Source organism: Halomonas daqiaonensis, assembly GCF_900109725.1.
GTDB lineage: Bacteria > Pseudomonadota > Gammaproteobacteria > Pseudomonadales > Halomonadaceae > Halomonas > Halomonas daqiaonensis.
Genome location: NZ_FOBC01000028.1, coordinates 1 through 17,389, shown reverse-complemented (window position 1 = coordinate 17,389; position 17,389 = coordinate 1). Strand labels below are relative to the sequence as shown.

Genomic DNA, 17,389 nt, shown 5'->3' with positions numbered 1-17,389 from the left:
AAATTGACCCGCTTTCACGACTCGACAGGCCGACCCGATGATCGACAACAAGAAGTGGTGGCTAGCCTTGGGCCTGTCGTTGCTGATAACCGGCTGCGCTACCCATCTGGATAGTAACGGACCGGTCACGGCTTCGGATGTTTCGGAATCAGCCGACTATGCCTTCCAGCGCCTGGCTCCTCTCACCTACACGCCGGAAGACTGGCCAGAGGCTCTCGAGGCGCACGTCCTGCTGCCCGACACCCCGTCAGGCCATATGCGCCCAGCGGCGCTGCTGGTGCATGGCGGCGGCTGGCAGCGGCGCAGCCCCGACGACATGGAAGAGATTGCCGAGCGGTTCGCCGAACGCGGCTACGTGACGGTGAACATCGCCTACCGCTTTGCCCCGCAATACCGCTTCCCTGCCCAGCTCCATGACCTCCAGCAGGCCATGGCCTGGATCCATGAACGGGCGGATGAATGGCGCATCGACACCGACCGCATCGTCGGCGTCGGCTACTCCAGCGGCGCGCATCTGGTCAGCCTCCTCGGGGTATCCGGCAATGTCGAAGCCCTGACGGAACCGTACGGCGGCGAGCAAACCCGGTTAACCGCCGTGCTGAGTGGCGGTCTGCCCAGCGATCTGCTCAAGTTCGATGACGGACGCCTGGTGGTGGAATTCATCGGCGGCACTCGTGCCGAGAAGCCCGAGGCATACCGGCTGGCCTCGCCGATCTATCACGTCGATGACGACACCCCGCCCCACTTCCTCTTCCATGGCCGTTGGGACAGCCTGGTGCCGGTAGACCACGCCACCGACTTCCACGCCGAGCTGCTCGCCCATGGTGTGAAGAGCGAGCTCTACCTGCAGCACTACCGTGGGCACTTCACCAGCTTCCTGACCCGTGGCAACGCCATCGAGGCCGGCATTGCCTTCCTTGCGTCTCTCAGCGGATACGCCACTCCGGCGCCAACAGCTTCCAGTGTGCCCTCAACACTCGCTGATGCTCCTCAGCCATAGGCAGTGACGAAAGCTGTGACGGCCACTGGCTCCTGGCTCTCTCGACCGTCTCGGCCAGTACTTGCCGAATGGATGGCCAGGACACCCCGACCTTCTCCGACCAACGACGGAAGTCATCCCCGTTGAGCCGATACCAATCCTTCTTTCCATTCAGGTTGAGGGCCACCTCGCGCTCACTTCCGATATACGCCTGCGTCGTCACGATGTCATAGGCCGGTGACATCAAAGGCGTCTGCTGATCCGGGTAAAGCAAGCTCCAGTTCTTGAGATGAGCGTCTCCGTTCGCCAGCAAAATATTCACCAGTAATCGACGAGCAAATTCCTGAACCGACGCCAACCCATCCCCGGTGAATTCCCGCAACAAGCGACCCATCTGCTCATAGCTTGGTCCGTCATACTTCTCGTGGGGATGACGAAACAGAGCCTGCGCCATGTCCTCGGTATGAACCCGCCCCTCCCGCAAACGGTCGAAACGGCGAATCGCATAGGCATGGGGCTCGTCGGGCAAGTTGATATCAGGCAAGCCATCCAGGGCTTCCAGCGAGATCAGCCGGATGTCAGGAATCTCGACCCCAGCACTCTCGGCCAGCCGCATGGAGGTGAACTCCGCCTCAGGCAACCAGGGGTGGCGGGCAGAAGGCGGCTTGATGATCCAGTTCCCGGACTCATCCCCATTCGAAAGTCTGAAGCGGCCCTGATGCTCGAGCATGGAGAACTTCATCTGCACACCGGCCAACGAGAAACCTGCTGCCGCACTCGCCTGATGCGGAACCGGCGTCACACTACGACGATGAGAAAGCACCCACTCAGGCATCTCATCCGGCTGGACCGGTGTTGCCACTAGCGCGCCCGGCAGGTCATGCCCCAGGCGAGCCAACAAGGGAAACTCATTATCCGGGTGCACCTTGAGTCGTGAGGCCAGCCATTCGCGAAGGGCCCCCTCGGGCAAAAGGTTGGAGAACCAAGGGTGGAGACGTTGCTGGCGAATCCAGGGCCGCGCCATGAGTGTGTCGGCTCGGGGAGCGTTCTGCATCAGGCTCAAGGTCAGGGTGGGTCTTTCGCTATCCAGACGCCAGGCCTCGTCGAACACCATGACATTTCGCCCCCCCTGGTAACCCGCCAGATAGCCGACGCGATGGCCATGTAACGACAGCGCCAGCATCTGGACAGGTTCATCCGTCATGGCCACTCTCCTCGTCACCCAGCAACCCCTGCCAGGGGTCGACATCGAGGGCGGGAGCCGCCGACTCACTATCCTCCAGCAGCGCCTTGACGGCATACCACTTTTCCACCGGAATCAGCATCAAGCGGGCATTGACGCCATCCGCTGCCAGCGTGAGCGTATCGAGGCGCGGATTCCCCCCCGCCTCCAGCCTCTGGTAGTGCTGTCGCGTCATCCCGGTCCGCGACGCGACGTCCTGTTGGGTAAGCTCGAGCGCCTGACGGCGGCGCCGAAGCTGGTCGAGAAGGGTCATTCAATGCACCTTTTATGTTGTATATTGAGAAGTATAGCAACATATAAGATGCAAGATGCGGCGAAGACAACCCGCGATGGGGAATTTCTATATCTACCTCGGAAATGCCCCTACACCTTGAGCTTCCATTCCAGCGTCTCGCCGGCGGCCAGGGGCACAATGGTCTGGCCCTCGGCATAGCGCAACGTTTCGGGTAACTGCCAGGGCTCGCGAACCAGGGTCACGGTATCGAGGTTGCGCGGCAAGCCATAGAAATCGGGACCGAAGTGGCTGGCAAACCCCTCGAGGCGCTCCAGGGCGCCGGCCTGTTCGAAGGCGGTGGCATACAGCTCCAGGGCCGCGGGCGCGGTGTAGACGCCCGCACAACCGCAGGCACTCTCCTTGTCACCGCGGGCATGGGGGGCACTGTCGGTACCCAGGAAGAACCTGGGACTGCCGGAGGTCGCAGCGGCCAGCAGCGCCTGGCGGTGGCGCTCGCGCTTGAGGATCGGCAGGCAGTAGTAATGCGGGCGGATGCCGCCCACCAGCATGTGATTACGATTGAACAGCAAGTGATGCACGGTGATCGTCGCGGCCACATTGGCCGGCGCCGCAGCCACGAAGTCGGCGGCATCGGCCGTGGTGATGTGCTCGAAGACCACCTTGAGATCCGGATGGCGCTCGAGCAGCGGCTTCATGACCCGCTCGATGAACACCGCCTCGCGATCGAAAATGTCGATGTCGGCGTCGGTGACCTCGCCATGCACCAGCAGCGGAATACCCAGCCGTGCCATGGCGCCAATGGCCGCATCGCAATGGGCCAGGTCGGTGACACCGGAGGCCGAGTTGGTGGTCGCTCCAGCGGGATAGAGCTTTACCGCCTGCACCAGGCCGCTGGCATGCGCCCGCTCGATCTCCTCAGCCGGCGTCTTGTCGGTCAGGTAGAGCGTCATCAGCGGTTCAAAGGCGGCCCCGGCAGGAAGCGCCGCCAGGATCCGCTCTCGATACGCCAGCGCGTGCTCGGTGGTGGTCACCGGCGGCTTGAGGTTGGGCATGATGATGGCGCGACCCATCTGGCGGGCACTGGCCGCCACCACGGCGGCCATGGCCTCACCGTCACGCAGGTGGAGGTGCCAGTCGTCCGGGCGGGTCAGGGTGATCGAGTTCACGGCAGGTCCTGTAGCGAAAGCGTTGGTGTCGTCATGGGCAAGGAGCACCAGTATATCGTAACCCCTCTTACATCCCGAGAAGGCCCAACTGTTCAACCGCGGGTACTGGGCGCGGCGACTCTTCAAGCGGTGCTGAATGCCGTATCATGGCGCCAGCGTTCGCGTCGCCATCGACGCCCGGCCCGATGAGGACTCGATGCCCAAGGTAAGACACTACGCCGATATCGTTGCCATCCTGGCCGGCCTGATGTGGCTGGTGCTCTTCTGGTCGGTGAGCATCTCCGCGCACCTCGGCAGCGTCGAACCAAGCCTCGCCGCCCTGCTGATGCTCGCCAGCCTGATCCTGATCAGCTTCGTGCACCGGCCCATCCGCATCTTGCTCGGCCGCTACCATGTGCGTAAGCGGCGCACCGAGATGTGGATGCATATCCTCGCCCTGCCTCTGACCCTGGCCTTCCTGCTGGCCATCGTCATCGATCACCTCATAACGCCGATGAACGGCGAGCTGAAGATGCTGCTGTTCAATACGCTGGCCACCGCCGGCTGGCTGGTGTTCGTCCTCACCCTGGTCATCAAGCTGCTGATTCACCATACCCAGCGAAAGCGCAAGAAGAAGCGATAAGCCTGCCTCATTCATCAGGGTGCCGAACAAGGATGTTGAATCGAGTGATTGCTGGCATCGACCCACTTCAACGTCATTCGACCGCTTGGTAGCCGGTTGATCTATGCCCGATTCGACTTTCATCCAGCCTTTTCATAACTAATAAAAATCAATGTCTGCTGCCGGCGCAGCCGTGCCCGCCGACCTCCGTTGTGGTCGTTCTGTTGGCTGATTGGATCATGGTGATACCGAGTGTCAGGCCAAGGCCGTCAGCCGAGGCAGCCCTTTCAGCAAGGTGGGCCACCATTTGTCAGCGGCATCGCCGAGGTGCACCGTGATGCGCCGGGCGTGCAGCGACAACGTCGCCGCGACCTTGAGCACCTGCTCGCGCATCCGCATCAGGCTCCACCCTTGGTGCGTCCGGCTCTCGAGCAAGCGACGCAGCCCATGCAGAACCTGGTAGGCGTAGAGGCTCAGCAGCAGGCTCACTTCGTTGCGGGCCATCACGTCCTGGACGGTGGAGGCGCCACGATCGGTCGAGGAGAGGTGCACGTCGAGCGCCGACTTCACCTCGCCCATGTGCGCCTCGGCGCTGCCGCGCTTACGGTACAGCGCCAGGACCTTCTCAGGGGGCCAGTCGAACTTGCCGAGGTTGGTGACCAGGAAGAAGGCATGCAGCAGCAGATCATCAGGACGTTCCTGCACCACCAGCACCACGCGTCGCGGCGTTGGCCAGGAACCGGCTTGGTACTCAAGGTCATGGCACCACTCCCGAGGTTGCTCGGGCGGGCGGCCTCGAGGCCGTTTCAGGTACGTCGCCGCCAGCTTCTGGAGGCCTGAGTGACTGCGCAACCGGCCCAGGTACTCGATGCCGCGCTCTTCCAGGGCCTCCAGTGTGTCGTTGTCGGTGAAGCCCGCATCGATGCGTACCCGGACACTGGCGCCGGTGCTCTCGTTGAGCCGCCGTACCTAGTGCGGAATCCATGTATCGGCGTTCTCGGCAGGGCCGGCGTTGCCCTCACGCAGCAGGCCGCCCACCATGTCGCCGGTTTCAGCCAGCGAGGCAACCAGCGGCGAGTAGATTCGCGCACCGTAAAGACCATGAAACGCCGAGCCGCCCTGGTGGCCATGGACCTCGATCGGCAAGCCATCGATGTCCAGGGTCAACTGCTCGGGGCGCTCGCCATTCTTCAGCGAGGTCAGACGCCAGACCACGAGTCGCAGCAGACCTTCGTGCACGACATCGATGTTGTCATTGCTCCCGAGGCAGGTCATCAGCCGCGACAGCGTGGCTTGGGACGGCCGGTCCTGGGCCAAGGGTGTCGTCCCGCGTGCATCGCTGCACGCCAGTTGCCAGAGCGGATCACGCCGCAGCGTGTCGGTATCGCTGAGGTCGATCCAGCCCATCGCTCGCTGCAGCACCAGAGTGCGCAGCTGGCTGGCCAGCGAGTGACGGATGCGTAGCGGGTGGCGTCGATCGACCAGGTTGTCTTCGAGTGCCTCGATCACGCCGCTGTTGTCGAGGGCTTCACGCAGCAGCAGAGCGCCGCTGTCGCTGGTGGTGCGCTGGCCGTCGAGCTCAACGCGGATGGACCCGTTGCAGGACGGAATCCAGGGGGATAACCTTTCACCCATGGCGGATGGTCCTCTGGAATCAGGTTCTTGCCGGAACGTGCTGATTTCTTAAGAGAATACCATCCGTCATCTTCGTTTTCAGGCCGCCCTCATGAATAAGCGGGGATAAGCCCTTGTGGGAGCACTCGGTTCGACGCCTCGACTTGCAGCGCGATCTCAAAACCGATCGGCCCTGAACGGTGCCATATCGATCTCGGGGCTTTCCCCCTCCATCATCTGAGCTAACAGAAGACCGGTAGCCGGCCCCAAGGTGAAGCCCTGGTGACCATGGCCGAGCGCCAACCATAGCCCTTCCTGTCCCGGTGCCGGGCCGATTACCGGCTTCATGTCCGGCGTGCAGGGTCGCGCGCCTTTCCAGGGCTCGGGGTCCAACCGCTCTCCCAGCGGAAACAGCTTTCTCGCGGCCCGCTCGGCGGCGGCCAACTGTTCCAGGTGCGGCGGCGCATTCAGGCGCTCCAGTTCCGCACCTGTGGTGAGGCGGATTCCCGCCTGCATCGGCGCCAGCAGGTAACCGACCTCGGCATCCATCACCCAGTGGTTGAGCCTGGCCGAACCGGTCGTCCCGTAGTGCATGTGATAGCCGCGCTTGACGAACAGCGGGAGCTCAAGACCCAGGCTCGAGAGCCAATCCCGCGACCAGGGTCCCATGGCCATCACCAACTGCTCGGCCTCCAGCACGCCCTCGCTGGTATCTACTCGCCACCCGCTGCCATTACGAGCGACGTCCTTGATCTCGCAGCGCTGCACGCGGCCGCCTTCTGCCTCGAAGCTGCGCGCATAGGCCTGCACCAGGGCGCCGGGGTCGGCCACCGTCCAGGGTTGCTCCCAGTGGATCGCACCGGCCAGTTCACCGGCCAGATTGGGCTCCTTGGCCGCAAGTTCTCCCGCATCCAGCGCCCGATAACGGACCCCGAAGCGCTTGGCGCTATCCTCGGCATCGGTCAGCCGTTCCGACAGGGCCTCATGGGTACGATAGAGTTCCAGCCAACCCTGACGGCGCACCAGCGAGTCGGCACCTGCCGCCTCGACCATCGGCGCATGGGCGTCCAGCGACAGGCCGATCAACGAGGCGTACTCGGGAACGATCTTCGCATAGCGCTTTGGAGCGGAGTTCCGCCAGTACTGCAGCAACGGCATGGCGGCCTTCACCATACCCCCGGGCCGGTAGCGGATATCAACCGCGCGATTGGGCAGCACCCGCAGCATGGTGGCGAGATCTCGCGGAAAGGGATAAGGCCGCACCGCCTCGCGCTGGATGATGCCGGCATTGCCGAAGGAGGTCTCGCGGCCCGGCTCACGGCGGTCGACCAAGGTCACCGAATGCCCACGTCGAGCCAGATGCCAGGCGACCGATACGCCGACCATCCCGGCTCCCAACACCACGATTTCACGCGCCATTTGTGACTCCTTGCCAGCTGTTCGGGAACTGATACCGAGCATGCACGTTCTCTGCGTGGAGAGAAAGCCGATACTCGGCGTCAGTCGGCCGAGCCCTCCTGAACCTGAAGCTTGGTGCGGATGAAATCCGAATGGCTGACATGCAGCAGCTCGGCCAGGCGCCGGATGCGATGCTCCTCGAGGTGGTGCTGCTCGCCATCGGCCAACGACAGCGACCACATCATGCGCACCAATTCGCAACGCTGCGCATAGTCGAAGTGTTCCTTGATCAAGCTGACGAACTGATAGTGGTCCACGGCGGAATCGGCCTCCTCCCGAGCCAGATGAATCAGCTCGTCGAGGTCGGCATCCGCCAGCTCGAAGCGTCGCCGCAACTGGTCGCGCAGCAGGGCAACTTCGCTATCATCGAGGTGATAGTCGGCCCGCGCCACCTCGAAGAGCAGCGCCGCCGTGGCCAGCTCCAGCGTGGGGGCCGCCTGCTCGGTGCCGCCACCGTCGGCCATCATCTCGCTGAAAAAACGCTGAATCGAATCGATCATCACGTCCCCTTCCTAGCCGGTTAGCCGATGTGTCGTGATTGATGAAATGCTATCACTTCAAGACAGCGGACGGACGCAAAAGGTCACGAACCGACCACAGCCGCGATGATCACCGCCCTGCCCCTTGGCGCCCAGTTGGATGCCCTGCCACACCGCTGCCGGGCTGTGATAGCATGCTTAAAATTTACACGTCACGGAGCCGAGCGTGCCCCACAAACGATTCGCCTTCGTTATATCAGACCTCTACGGCGGTGGAGCCCAGAAGGTCTTGCTCAACACAGCTGAAGGGTTGAGGGCAAAAGGCCACTGCGTACGCGTATTTCTACTTCGAAATCGTATCGAACATGAAATTCCCGACCAGCTGGATATTGTCAATCTTGCAGTTATCAGCAAAACTACCAAAGCATTATCCAATGTCTGGATAGAGCGCCTCCAAGCTCGCAAGATCCGAACAGCACTCTCTGCTTTCTCACCAGATGTTACTATTTCTTGCTCTTGCGATAAAATAACTCGTCATATAGACGGTTTTAATATGTATTACTGGGTACATGCCAACAGCATTGAAGGCGCAGAGAATACTCAGCAGAGAAACAAGAAAATCCGAAAAATTAAAAGATTCTACACAGGTAAACGGCTCATAGTCGTCTCTGAAGGGATTCGTGACTCATTAATCGCACAAGCGAACCTCGATAAAGAGAATATACAGGTCATCTACAACCCCTTTGATCAGGCATTTTTACAGCGACTGTCCAAAGATACCAGCGACGGGCCCAGTCAACGTGAATATTTCATCCATGTTGGCACCTTCGAGCGGCGCAAGCGCCATGACCGATTGCTACGTGCCTATTATAGCAGTGGTAGCAGCACCCCACTGGTGATCATGGGTAAGGGATCCGAGCAAGAGCGGAGCGCGATTACTAACTTGACCCTAGAGTTGGGTATACAGGAAAAGGTCCACATCCTGCCCTTCCAACGCAACCCCTATCCCTGGATAGCCAGAGCCAAGGCTCTCTTGCTATCGTCGGACCAAGAAGGCTTACCCACAGTTCTTATCGAGGCATTGCTGTTGCATGTCCCAGTCATCAGTGTGGATTGCCCCAGCGGTCCGCGAGAAATCCTCACTCAGGAACTTGCCGACTTTCTGGTGTCCCCGGACAATGAAGAGGGCCTAGCTAATGCAATTTCTCGCATGGACCAGGCTCCTATCGAGATCGTGGAACGCCACTACCAAAAGTTCCTGAAGGAAAACGTACTACCTCAGTTCGAGGCACTGTGATAAAGGACTGAGCAACCAGGACATGATGTGAAACTGCTGGATATTCCCTTCAACGACCGCCGCCGGCGTTACCTGGTCTTCCACCCGGATGGCCTGCCGGACCGGCTGGCACTGGCCAGTACTATTACCACCCAGGCCTTCGAAGCTGCGGGCAGCAGCCGCTTCTATGTCTCATCGGACCAGCGAATCCTCGCCAAGATAGTGCCGGACAAGTTCACAAAGTGCGAGGCCCCACTGAATTGGCTGCTACGCGACTACCTCGAGAAACGCTGGCTGGGCCAGTCCGATGCCCGCAAGGAACATCTCAGCCTGCAGATCCTGGGCCGGGCCGGCCTGAAGACCCCTCGTTGCCACGGCTGGGGCATCTCGCTCAATCCCGGCAACCGCAACGCCTCGCTGCTGCTGATGGAACACCTGCAAGACGCCAGGCCCGGCGGTGAGGTGTTTGACGCTCTGAATGAGCCTGATCGCCTCGCGTTCCTGGAACGCTTCTGCCGGGAGGTCGCGCAACTCGCCCATGCCGGCTATGTGCATCGCGACCTCCACTACAACAACCTGCTGATCAACCGAGACGAGAAAATCGTCTGGATAGACGCCCACCTGCGCCGGCTACCCACGAAGAACGCCGACCAATGGTCGGCTCTCAGGAAGTCGCTGACGGCAGGCAAGCTGCGCGGAGAAGGCTACCGGCAACATGCCGAGGCACTGCTGCGCAGGGCCTGGGAATCCCGCTGACGTATTTCGCCTCGGGTTAACAACATCCCAAATATCGACAAAAATTCTGATGAAGCCGCTGGAAACGGGTGGCTGACAACTCACCATATCTTTTGACGACCACTTGCTTGGAGATAACGAATGTTTTTCTCACTATTACCTTTGATCGTTTGGGCAGCATACCCTCTGAAAAATCAGCTTGCTCAATTAAGCATCCATCATCGTGCAACATACCCAGCTTACTACTGACAGGGATCCCCACAAAATCATCGAAAGGCAGGTTATCCCTGAAGAACAACACAGGCCTTAACTAGTGCTGCTTGAAATCTGAAAAATAGAATTCACACAACACCAACTCGCCTTGTCTCACTTCCATACTTTGTCCTCGGCCAGGTCGTGCCATTCATCCACCCGCTCCGCCGAATGATTAAACATCGCCCGCAGTTCCGGCTAAGCCTGGTCATCCTCAAGCAGAATAACGACGCGGGCATGCTTGTTCTTCAACGATTTATACTCATCCGGAATTCTGACAACGTCATCCCGAATGTCTGCTTCGAACTTTATCGCGTACATCGCATGACTCCTCTGGCTTCACATGGTTGATCTGGGCCTCTACTCCACCTATGAATCCAGGAAGTTCGAGTCACCTCTGGTGCCATCCCCAGGCCTCTCAGCCAACATAGCAAACCCCATCATCGTGGTCATTCGCGAGTACCCTCAAATCGCTGACGCTTATCGCGGGCCCTAAGCGTCCCATAGAGCAACGCCAGCCAGAAAGCAAACATCATCACCCCGCTGTTATGCGTCAGGAACGTCTGCGATAGCCCAAAATCAATATAAGCGACACAAAGCAACACCCCGGCCACCGCCAAAGACCTCATCTCTAAATCAGGAGAATCGAGCCGTCTCGCGAAAAGCTTCATGGGAATCAAGTAAAGTGTAAGCAGCACGGCCAACCCGATAATACCGCGCTTGGCGAAGGCATCTATGAACTCATTATGCGCGTGATCGAATCGAAGAACACCGGAGTTGATCACCCCCTCATCGGCCAGCGCCTGCATGCCCTGCTGGTAACCGTTGTCGCCCCAGCCCATCAACGGTTTCTCGAGAATGAGCTGTGTCGCCCCCTTCCACATCTCGAATCTCGCGCCTACCGAAGTAAGCTGGCTCTCGCCGGAAGCGTAACGCTCGATATCATCGAAGGCCTGGTAAACGCGCGACTGCACACCGGTCTGAGGCAGGGCGTACATCAGCGAAGCGCCACCGACCACCACCACTACCGCGGCACCCTTGATGACTGCGGAAAGGTGGCGCCCATAGCCGCGATAGAGCACCAGCAGCACAAAGGGGAAGCCGATCCAGCCGCCACGGCTACCCGAGAAGATCGACCCCAGGATGCCCATAAGCGCCCCCACCAGAAGGAAGGCCACCCAAGGCCCCCGGCGGGGCTGCACCACCGCCCAGCCCAACCCCGCCAGGCAGAGTATACCCAGCAGCATGCTCAGGTTACCGAACTGGATGACATAGGTATGGCCCGTCGCGCGCCAAACTCCTTCGACGAGCTTCTGCCAGCTCGCCCAACCGCCGGCTCCCATGGCACCGATGGCCAAACCGCTCCACATCCACGCCAAACGTGGGGGGTAGACCATCACCAGCAGCATCGCGGGAATCGCCAGCAGAAAGCGGATGGGCTTGTCGATCCCACTACTTCCCTGGCCATCCCACCAGGCTTCAAGCACGCCGATGGCGGTATAAGCTGCCAGGGCAGCGATCACCCACCAGTCCTGGCGCGTCAAGCCCAGCAACGGTCGTTTCACCAACAGCACGGCGCTGCCCAGCAGCAGCATCACCGCGCCCAGCGAGTAGCCACTGGGCACCACCAGGGCAATGGCCCCCAGCAGGAAGACGGCGAGGCTAGTATAGAGGCGCAACGGAGAACCCGCCGCCGCAGGCAGGGAGTGAGTCATGGTCGTCATCGATCTATGTCGTCAGCAGGATATCTCAGGCCATATACGCGAATGGCCGGCGCAAAGGCCGGCCATTCTAGCACAGGGAAAGCGGGTGGCATGGGCTCCCGAGAGCATGGTGACTCAAGGCCTGCAGCGTGTCATCCAACTCGCGATAGGTGCGCCAGACCAGCCATTTATGCCAACCGGGATCGGACTCAATACGCGTTCTTGTTGATAAAGCCCTTGAAAATCGTCAACAGGATGATCCGCAGATCCAGCCAGATTGACCAATTATCGATATACCAGAGGTCACACTCGACGCGCCGTTCCATCTTCACGATGGTATCCGTCTCCCCGCGCAACCCGTTCACCTGTGCCCAGCCGGTAATGCCCGGCTTGACCTTGTGGCGCTTCATATAGGATTCCACCAGCTCCTTGAACTCCTCGTTGTGGGCCAAGGCATGTGGCCTTGGTCCCACGATGGACATCCTGCCTTGAAGCACATTGTAGAACTGCGGCAGTTCATCCAGGGAGGTCCGTCTCAGGAATGCCCCCAACCTCGTGATGCGGGGATCATTCCGGCAGGCCTGCGTGACAGTGCCAGCGGCTTCCTCGTGGATCGCCATGGTACGAAACTTGTAGACCTTGAACCTTCGGCCGTTGTTGCCGGTACGATACTGCTTGAACAATACCGGGCCGGGCGAGGTCAGTTTGATGGCAATGGCTATCACCATACACGCCGGCAGGGCGATGATGCTGAACACGGCACCGAGCAGGATGTCCTCCAGCCGTTTAACGATTCGAGCCATTCCATCGATCGGCGTCACGCTAAGGTCGACGGCCAGGTGCCCCGCCACCTCGCTCATGCGGTGATTGAGCAGGTGCATGTCCTGAAAATCCGGGATGAAACGCACCTCCGCCGTCTGGTTGCGCAGCGCATAGAAGATGGCACGCACCACGCCTCCCAGCTCGAGGGGGACACAGATCCACACCTCACGAGCCCCGGACTCGATTACACGGCGCGTCATTCGTTCGAGGAAGCCACCTTCAGGATGGCCGGCAAGGCGCTCGATGCCGGCGATGGAATACCCCTCGGCAGGCGCGGCCCGCATGCCCTTGGCGACCCGAACCAGCTGTTCCCCCGGGCCGACCAGGAACACCGAACGCCGCGCCCTGCCTCGTTTCCTGGCACGACGCAGCAACACTTGCGCCAGCACCCTGAGGCCACCGGTGAGCACGAACGAGATGACCAACGTATAGCCGACCCACAGCCGGGAATAGCGTTCGGCGGCATGGGCAAAGTAGATGATGGATGCCGCCGTGATCGCCACGATCAACCAGACCAGCATCAACTTGGCCAGCAGCGTATGAATGCGCGTGATCCGCCAACGGGCATAGGCCCCCTGCAGGGTATTGAGCAGTATCACCAGCAGCGCCATGATCGCGATCGCCAGCCAGAAACGCTCATGCAGATCGAAGGTGCCGAAACGAAGCCAGTACCCCAACAAGCCACCCACGATGACCGCCAGGGCATCGACCACGGGAACGATCAGTTGAGCAGGATAGCGCTCGGTGAAGCCAACGGTACTTCTCTTCATGGGGTCCCGGTCATAACTAGAGTTGCTGAATCAGCCTGTTCAGTTGCTGCCCGAAGTGTTGACGCTCGTGCCGTATCCGCTCCATGACGTCATAGGGGGGGTGGCTTGCAGGATCATGCGCGAGCACGGCCTTCACCAACGGCTCGACCTCGAGGCAGTACGCAATGCCATACATCCGCGCGACCGCTTCGGCCGTATCACGCTGATGGTCGTTGCGGTGCTCGCCACGTGTCGCCAGGCGCGGCATCATCAGGAACGGCTTTCCCTGCTCGAGGCAAGCCATGATATTGCCCATGCCGGCATGCGTCACCACGAGGTCGGCCGCCTCGAACAACGCCTGGAACTCGGCTGCCGGGAAGAATGGCTGCACGAGCGGCCCTGCATTCCGCGGCAAGGCATCGCCCTGGGCCCGGGGGCCCGCCTGGTAAACCAGTTCCCAGTCAGGGCGCTCCCCTGCCACGGCATCCACCGCACGCGCCATGCGGGGAAAGGCGAACTGTGTCCCCGCGGTGAACAGCACCTTCACAGCAGCCTCCCCAGATAGCGAACGCGTCGCGTTTCCAGCTCGGGCCACTGGGTGAGCACCTGGTTGGCAAACAGCTTGGCAACACGGCCCGAGAGCGACAGCCGCCGGCTGTTGGCGATGCTGTCGACCCACAGCGTTTTCCTGCGCAACACAAACCCAGCGAAGAGCACCAGCAGCCCCGGCGCGGCGCCGGTGCTGACGATCAGGTACGGGTCGCTGTGCCTGACGATACGCAGCGCCCTGGGCAACTGTCGCAGCCCGGTCCAGAGCTCGCGCACGCTGAAGTCGTCCAGATAATGGCTAGCGGCATCGTTATGCGAACCCGAGGTAGACACGAACACTGCCTCGTCGGTCTCGACCAACTCGGCCAGGCGCTGTAACTGCACCCAGTGGCCGCCGAAGGAGGCCACGTACAGTATTCTCACCGATAACGCTCCCTGTTCGACTGCTTGGGTCTCAGCGCCAACTGCAGCCGCTGGTGCACCTTGACCGCCTTGAGATAGCCCAGCACCAGCAGGGCCCAGTAACGTTCACGCCAGGCCATGTCATCCCGTGAACACAGCGCCGCCAGGTCGGCAAACACGTTGCCCAACACCCGCCGCAGGCCGCTGAACGCCCCCCTCTCGCCGTAAAGTTCTCGGCTGCCGGTCGAAACGCGCCGGGCCTTGCCGGCGAGCGCCTTGACGGAGGCGCGGGCAGGATGGGCCACCACGCAATCCGCGCAGTATACCAGCCGGAAGCCTTGAAGCGTCGCACGGCGTGTCCACTCGAAGTCTCCCCCGGACATCAGCGCGTCGTCGAACAGACCCACCGCGTCGAACACCCGGCGTCGTGCCAGCAGGTTCGCCGTCACCGAGACGCCATCGGTGGCATTCTGCGCCTGGCGGAAGGCAAACGCCTTCTCGAAACACTCGGCGGGCCGCAGGCGCTGGCCAGTAAAGGTCAATTCCACCCGCCCCGCCACCAGCGAAGCGCCCTCACCCGCCGCCAGGCACGCCAGGCCCGCTTCCAGCCAGCAGGGCTCGGGCACACAGTCCGCATCGAGAAAGGCCAGTATCCCGCCCCGCGCCTCCGCTATCCCCCGGTTGCGAGCCGCGTAGGAGCCCGGCTTGGCCTCTCCGAGCAGCCGTGTGTTGGCGGGCCAGCTCAATTCAACGGGTGGAGACTCTTCAGGGGCATTGTTCACCACCAGGACCTCGAAGCGCTCCCGTGGGTAGCGCTGCTTCGCCAGTGCCGCAAGGCAGTGCTGCAGGCCTTCCCAGTCGCGATAGGTTGGGATGATGACCGTCAAATCCGGCAGAACGGGTAGGCTCATGAATCCTTCACTTCGCTGGCCGGATCGAGCTCACCGTTACGGCCTTGGCTTGCCACTTCGACGTCTCCCTGAGGAGACTCGAGCTGCTGCAGACAGCGCAGCATTGTTGAAAGCAGTGCGAGGGCATCGGCATACTTCTGCTTATTGAAGAACGTTTCAAAGGCGCTGCATTGGGCACAGAGGCGAATACGGTCGATCGGGACCGCCTTCAAGTCGTCACGCTGCTCGGCAGCCGCTGCGTACACCTGCTGCAGCCGCCCTTCTCGAAGCATACCAAGCGGAAAGTCGGCCCCGACCGGTTCCAGGGTCCAGTTTCCCCAATGAGCCAGCTGCAGCTCACTGGAATCCGTGACAAACGTCAGCTCCCTCGGTACCCCCGGATTGATCACCACCAAGGGTAGCTTGCCCAGTTCGGCCAGCAGCGCATCGAAGCGCCTGGCCAACTGGTCGACCTGGGCTCGCTGCGTTGAATCGGCGGCGACAGCGGCCAGGCGCTCCAGCATGCGCGATGAAAAGCGCTGATGCAGGAAGGGGTGAGAGCGGCGGTAGCGGTCCACCAGGTTCTTCCCGGGCACCACCTGCCAGCAGCGGACCAAACGGTCGGCAAGCTGATTCGAGGCAGCGTCACGGCTGACGCGCATCCCGGCCGGAAAGCGCAACAGATGCACATCGAAGCGCTCCAACTGGTCCACACCCCGTAACTCGGGGGCCGGCAGCGCGCGCCCGGTCGCGGATGCCAGCAGTTCTGCCTCGTTCAGGGCAGCCTTCTTGTGACGACTGTCAAAGACCTTGAGCAGAAAACCCTGAGGCTCACTGCCCGGTACCCGCAGTTCCACATCGAAGACGAGAATATCGATCAGCCCGCTCTGGCGCCAACGGCAGGTCAGTGTGCTGTCGACCGTCAGCGCGGTCCCGCTGACGTGCTCCAGCAGCGGGATGAGACGCTCGGGCCGATCGACCAGCGTCAGCAGCTCCCACAGCTTGCGGTGCCGCGGGTTCTCCGGCCCCGTCTCCAACCGGTGCCCAGTGAAGAAGATGGCATTGATCTGCAGGCGCTTGTCGTGAAGCCAGAGGGCATCCTTGATCATGCTCTCGACGCGGTTCAGCAGTTGCCGAGAGAGCAGCAGGCTAATGATCGCCACCATGAAGCTCACCCCTTCCCAGAGCAGGAAGTCCGTCACCATGAAGGCAAACAGCAGCAGAAAGCCGCCCCCGGAGAGCAGCCCGATCAGGTTCTTGGCATTTTCCTGGAGTTTCACACGCCGTTCCGGCTGTTTCTGGGTAACCAGCGATATCACGGCCGACACGCCCACCACATAGGCCACCATTACGGCCAGAAAAGCCGGGTAGAGGATAGCGAACAGCACGCCGAGCAGCGCTGTCAGCACACCGGTGGCCAGGCCGGCGGCGAGTTTCTTATAGGCCTGACTGGCCACTTCATCCTGGTTGGAAAACAGCGCCAACTTGCGACTGCGCTCCACCACGCCCGCCGCGCCCTTCGCGGCCGTGGCCCCCAGCAGCCTTTCGGCCAGCAGGTGAACGAGATAGAACAGCAGGGTGGTAAAGCTTAGCGCAACGACCAGAAAGTCCCGGTCGAAGGCCGCCCAGGCATCCGGAAAATAGTGCGGAATCCCGGTGGAGCCGATCAGGATGATGACCTTGAGGGGCAGGAAGAAGGCAAGCAGCTTGGCAAACTGACTCACCAAGGTCAATGCCACGACGGACAGCGTCGGCAGTGGCACGAATCTGAAAAACTTTCTGAGTACCGAAGCCGACCAGTGCAGGTGGCGGCTAGCTAACCGATAGAGCCACATCAGGTGTCACAACCTATAAGCAGATGGGAAAACAACATGCCCGCCCCGTGATTTAGGGAACCGCTGAACAATGCTGTTCTGGGTAGTTGAAGAGCCAAAATGGCCCGATCATCGCTTCAGCGATCCCTACCTGACCACCTCAGGTGGTCTGTTTTACCCGACAGCCGGGTTATCCGGCTGCCAGGCCGGATTCAAGACACACTGACCCCGTCAACGCATCCCTGGCATCGTCCTGCCAACACCAGATTGCCGAGAGCAAACAGGGTGAACAGCTGCGCCTGGTTCTTGGCCAGCCCCTTGTAGCGAACCTTCCGATAGCCAAAGAGGTTCTTGATGACATGAAACGGATGCTCGACCTTGGCCCGGATACTGGCCTTGGTCTTCTCGATCACCAGCAGCAG

Annotated in this window: 16 protein-coding genes and 1 pseudogene; 4 read left to right on the top strand and 13 right to left on the bottom strand. The window is 61.1% G+C overall.

Features of this window, described 5'->3' with window-relative positions; all coding sequences use genetic code 11:
• Window positions 1–37: 37 nt before the first annotated feature.
• Window positions 38–1,000 (top strand): alpha/beta hydrolase, encoded by a 963-nt coding sequence (locus BMY30_RS16545; protein WP_089715752.1) that lies wholly within the window; start codon window positions 38–40, stop codon window positions 998–1,000.
• Here BMY30_RS16545 and BMY30_RS16540 read toward each other — a convergent pair.
• From BMY30_RS16540 to pyrC, 3 genes are all read right to left on the bottom strand, one after another.
• A complete protein-coding gene (locus tag BMY30_RS16540; protein ID WP_089715749.1) occupies window positions 927–2,183 on the bottom strand; it encodes a type II toxin-antitoxin system HipA family toxin in 1,257 nt (418 codons plus the stop codon). The genes BMY30_RS16545 and BMY30_RS16540 overlap by 74 nt on opposite strands.
• On the bottom strand, window positions 2,173–2,475 hold the full coding sequence (locus BMY30_RS16535; RefSeq protein WP_089715747.1) for a helix-turn-helix domain-containing protein: 303 nt from the start codon (window positions 2,473–2,475) through the stop codon (window positions 2,173–2,175). The genes BMY30_RS16540 and BMY30_RS16535 overlap by 11 nt, the downstream gene beginning before the upstream one ends.
• 110 nt (window positions 2,476–2,585) lie before the next feature.
• Window positions 2,586–3,623 carry a dihydroorotase gene (pyrC, locus tag BMY30_RS16530; RefSeq protein WP_089715745.1) on the bottom strand — a complete coding sequence of 346 codons (1,038 nt, stop codon included), beginning with the start codon at window positions 3,621–3,623 and terminating at the stop codon, window positions 2,586–2,588.
• A 196-nt stretch (window positions 3,624–3,819) separates the two neighbouring features.
• On the opposite strand from pyrC, the gene BMY30_RS16525 reads away from it, so the two are divergent.
• Complete coding sequence (locus BMY30_RS16525) at window positions 3,820–4,245, top strand: hypothetical protein (RefSeq protein WP_089715785.1); 426 nt, start codon at window positions 3,820–3,822, stop codon at window positions 4,243–4,245.
• Window positions 4,246–4,479: 234 nt separating this feature from the next.
• Here the strand turns inward: BMY30_RS16525 and BMY30_RS16520 are convergent.
• From BMY30_RS16520 to BMY30_RS16510, 3 genes and pseudogenes are all read right to left on the bottom strand, one after another.
• Window positions 4,480–5,859: pseudogene (locus tag BMY30_RS16520) on the bottom strand (IS1380 family transposase).
• A gap of 156 nt (window positions 5,860–6,015) precedes the next feature.
• On the bottom strand, window positions 6,016–7,257 hold the full coding sequence (locus BMY30_RS16515; protein WP_089715743.1) for an NAD(P)/FAD-dependent oxidoreductase: 1,242 nt from the start codon (window positions 7,255–7,257) through the stop codon (window positions 6,016–6,018).
• 80 nt (window positions 7,258–7,337) lie between these two features.
• Entirely contained in the window at window positions 7,338–7,796 is a 459-nt protein-coding gene (locus tag BMY30_RS16510) for a tellurite resistance TerB family protein (RefSeq protein WP_089715741.1), read from the bottom strand.
• Window positions 7,797–8,001: 205 nt separating this feature from the next.
• On the opposite strand from BMY30_RS16510, the gene BMY30_RS16505 reads away from it, so the two are divergent.
• Entirely contained in the window at window positions 8,002–9,072 is a 1,071-nt protein-coding gene (locus tag BMY30_RS16505) for a glycosyltransferase (protein WP_089715739.1), read from the top strand.
• Window positions 9,073–9,099: 27 nt separating this feature from the next.
• Window positions 9,100–9,807, top strand: a complete 708-nt coding sequence (locus BMY30_RS16500) for a lipopolysaccharide kinase InaA family protein (protein ID WP_089715736.1) — start codon at window positions 9,100–9,102, stop codon at window positions 9,805–9,807.
• Window positions 9,808–10,487: 680 nt separating this feature from the next.
• On the opposite strand, the gene BMY30_RS16485 is transcribed toward BMY30_RS16500, so the two are convergent.
• The 7 genes from BMY30_RS16485 to BMY30_RS16455 all read right to left on the bottom strand — a co-directional run.
• Window positions 10,488–11,762 (bottom strand): O-antigen ligase family protein, encoded by a 1,275-nt coding sequence (locus BMY30_RS16485; protein ID WP_342027800.1) that lies wholly within the window; start codon window positions 11,760–11,762, stop codon window positions 10,488–10,490.
• A 188-nt stretch (window positions 11,763–11,950) separates the two neighbouring features.
• Complete coding sequence (locus tag BMY30_RS16480) at window positions 11,951–13,333, bottom strand: undecaprenyl-phosphate glucose phosphotransferase (RefSeq protein WP_089715734.1); 1,383 nt, start codon at window positions 13,331–13,333, stop codon at window positions 11,951–11,953.
• Window positions 13,334–13,349: 16 nt separating this feature from the next.
• Window positions 13,350–13,859 carry a glycosyltransferase gene (locus BMY30_RS16475; RefSeq protein WP_089715732.1) on the bottom strand — a complete coding sequence of 170 codons (510 nt, stop codon included), beginning with the start codon at window positions 13,857–13,859 and terminating at the stop codon, window positions 13,350–13,352.
• A complete protein-coding gene (locus BMY30_RS16470) occupies window positions 13,856–14,284 on the bottom strand; it encodes a UDP-N-acetylglucosamine transferase subunit ALG14 (RefSeq protein WP_244516255.1) in 429 nt (142 codons plus the stop codon). The genes BMY30_RS16475 and BMY30_RS16470 overlap by 4 nt, the downstream gene beginning before the upstream one ends.
• On the bottom strand, window positions 14,281–15,174 hold the full coding sequence (locus BMY30_RS16465; protein ID WP_089715729.1) for a glycosyltransferase family 2 protein: 894 nt from the start codon (window positions 15,172–15,174) through the stop codon (window positions 14,281–14,283). The genes BMY30_RS16470 and BMY30_RS16465 overlap by 4 nt, the downstream gene beginning before the upstream one ends.
• Window positions 15,171–16,892, bottom strand: coding sequence for a hypothetical protein (locus tag BMY30_RS16460; protein WP_139195544.1), 1,722 nt, complete (start codon window positions 16,890–16,892; stop codon window positions 15,171–15,173). Before BMY30_RS16460 ends, BMY30_RS16465 begins: the two co-directional genes overlap by 4 nt.
• Before the next feature lie 287 nt (window positions 16,893–17,179).
• On the bottom strand, window positions 17,180–17,389 hold a 210-nt coding region (locus BMY30_RS16455; protein ID WP_139195543.1), incomplete at its 5' end, for a transposase.

Excerpts from the sequence above, each read along its gene's own strand:
- BMY30_RS16545 (WP_089715752.1), top strand. The coding sequence starts at position 38 with ATGATCGACAACAAGAAGTGGTGGCTAGCCTTGGGCCTGTCGTTGCTG.
- BMY30_RS16540 (WP_089715749.1), bottom strand. The coding sequence starts at position 2,183 with ATGACGGATGAACCTGTCCAGATGCTGGCGCTGTCGTTACATGGCCAT.
- BMY30_RS16535 (WP_089715747.1), bottom strand. The coding sequence starts at position 2,475 with ATGACCCTTCTCGACCAGCTTCGGCGCCGCCGTCAGGCGCTCGAGCTT.
- BMY30_RS16525 (WP_089715785.1), top strand. The coding sequence starts at position 3,820 with ATGCCCAAGGTAAGACACTACGCCGATATCGTTGCCATCCTGGCCGGC.
- BMY30_RS16515 (WP_089715743.1), bottom strand. The coding sequence starts at position 7,257 with ATGGCGCGTGAAATCGTGGTGTTGGGAGCCGGGATGGTCGGCGTATCG.
- BMY30_RS16510 (WP_089715741.1), bottom strand. The coding sequence starts at position 7,796 with ATGATCGATTCGATTCAGCGTTTTTTCAGCGAGATGATGGCCGACGGT.
- BMY30_RS16485 (WP_342027800.1), bottom strand. The coding sequence starts at position 11,762 with ATGACGACCATGACTCACTCCCTGCCTGCGGCGGCGGGTTCTCCGTTG.
- BMY30_RS16480 (WP_089715734.1), bottom strand. The coding sequence starts at position 13,333 with ATGAAGAGAAGTACCGTTGGCTTCACCGAGCGCTATCCTGCTCAACTG.
- BMY30_RS16465 (WP_089715729.1), bottom strand. The coding sequence starts at position 15,174 with ATGAGCCTACCCGTTCTGCCGGATTTGACGGTCATCATCCCAACCTAT.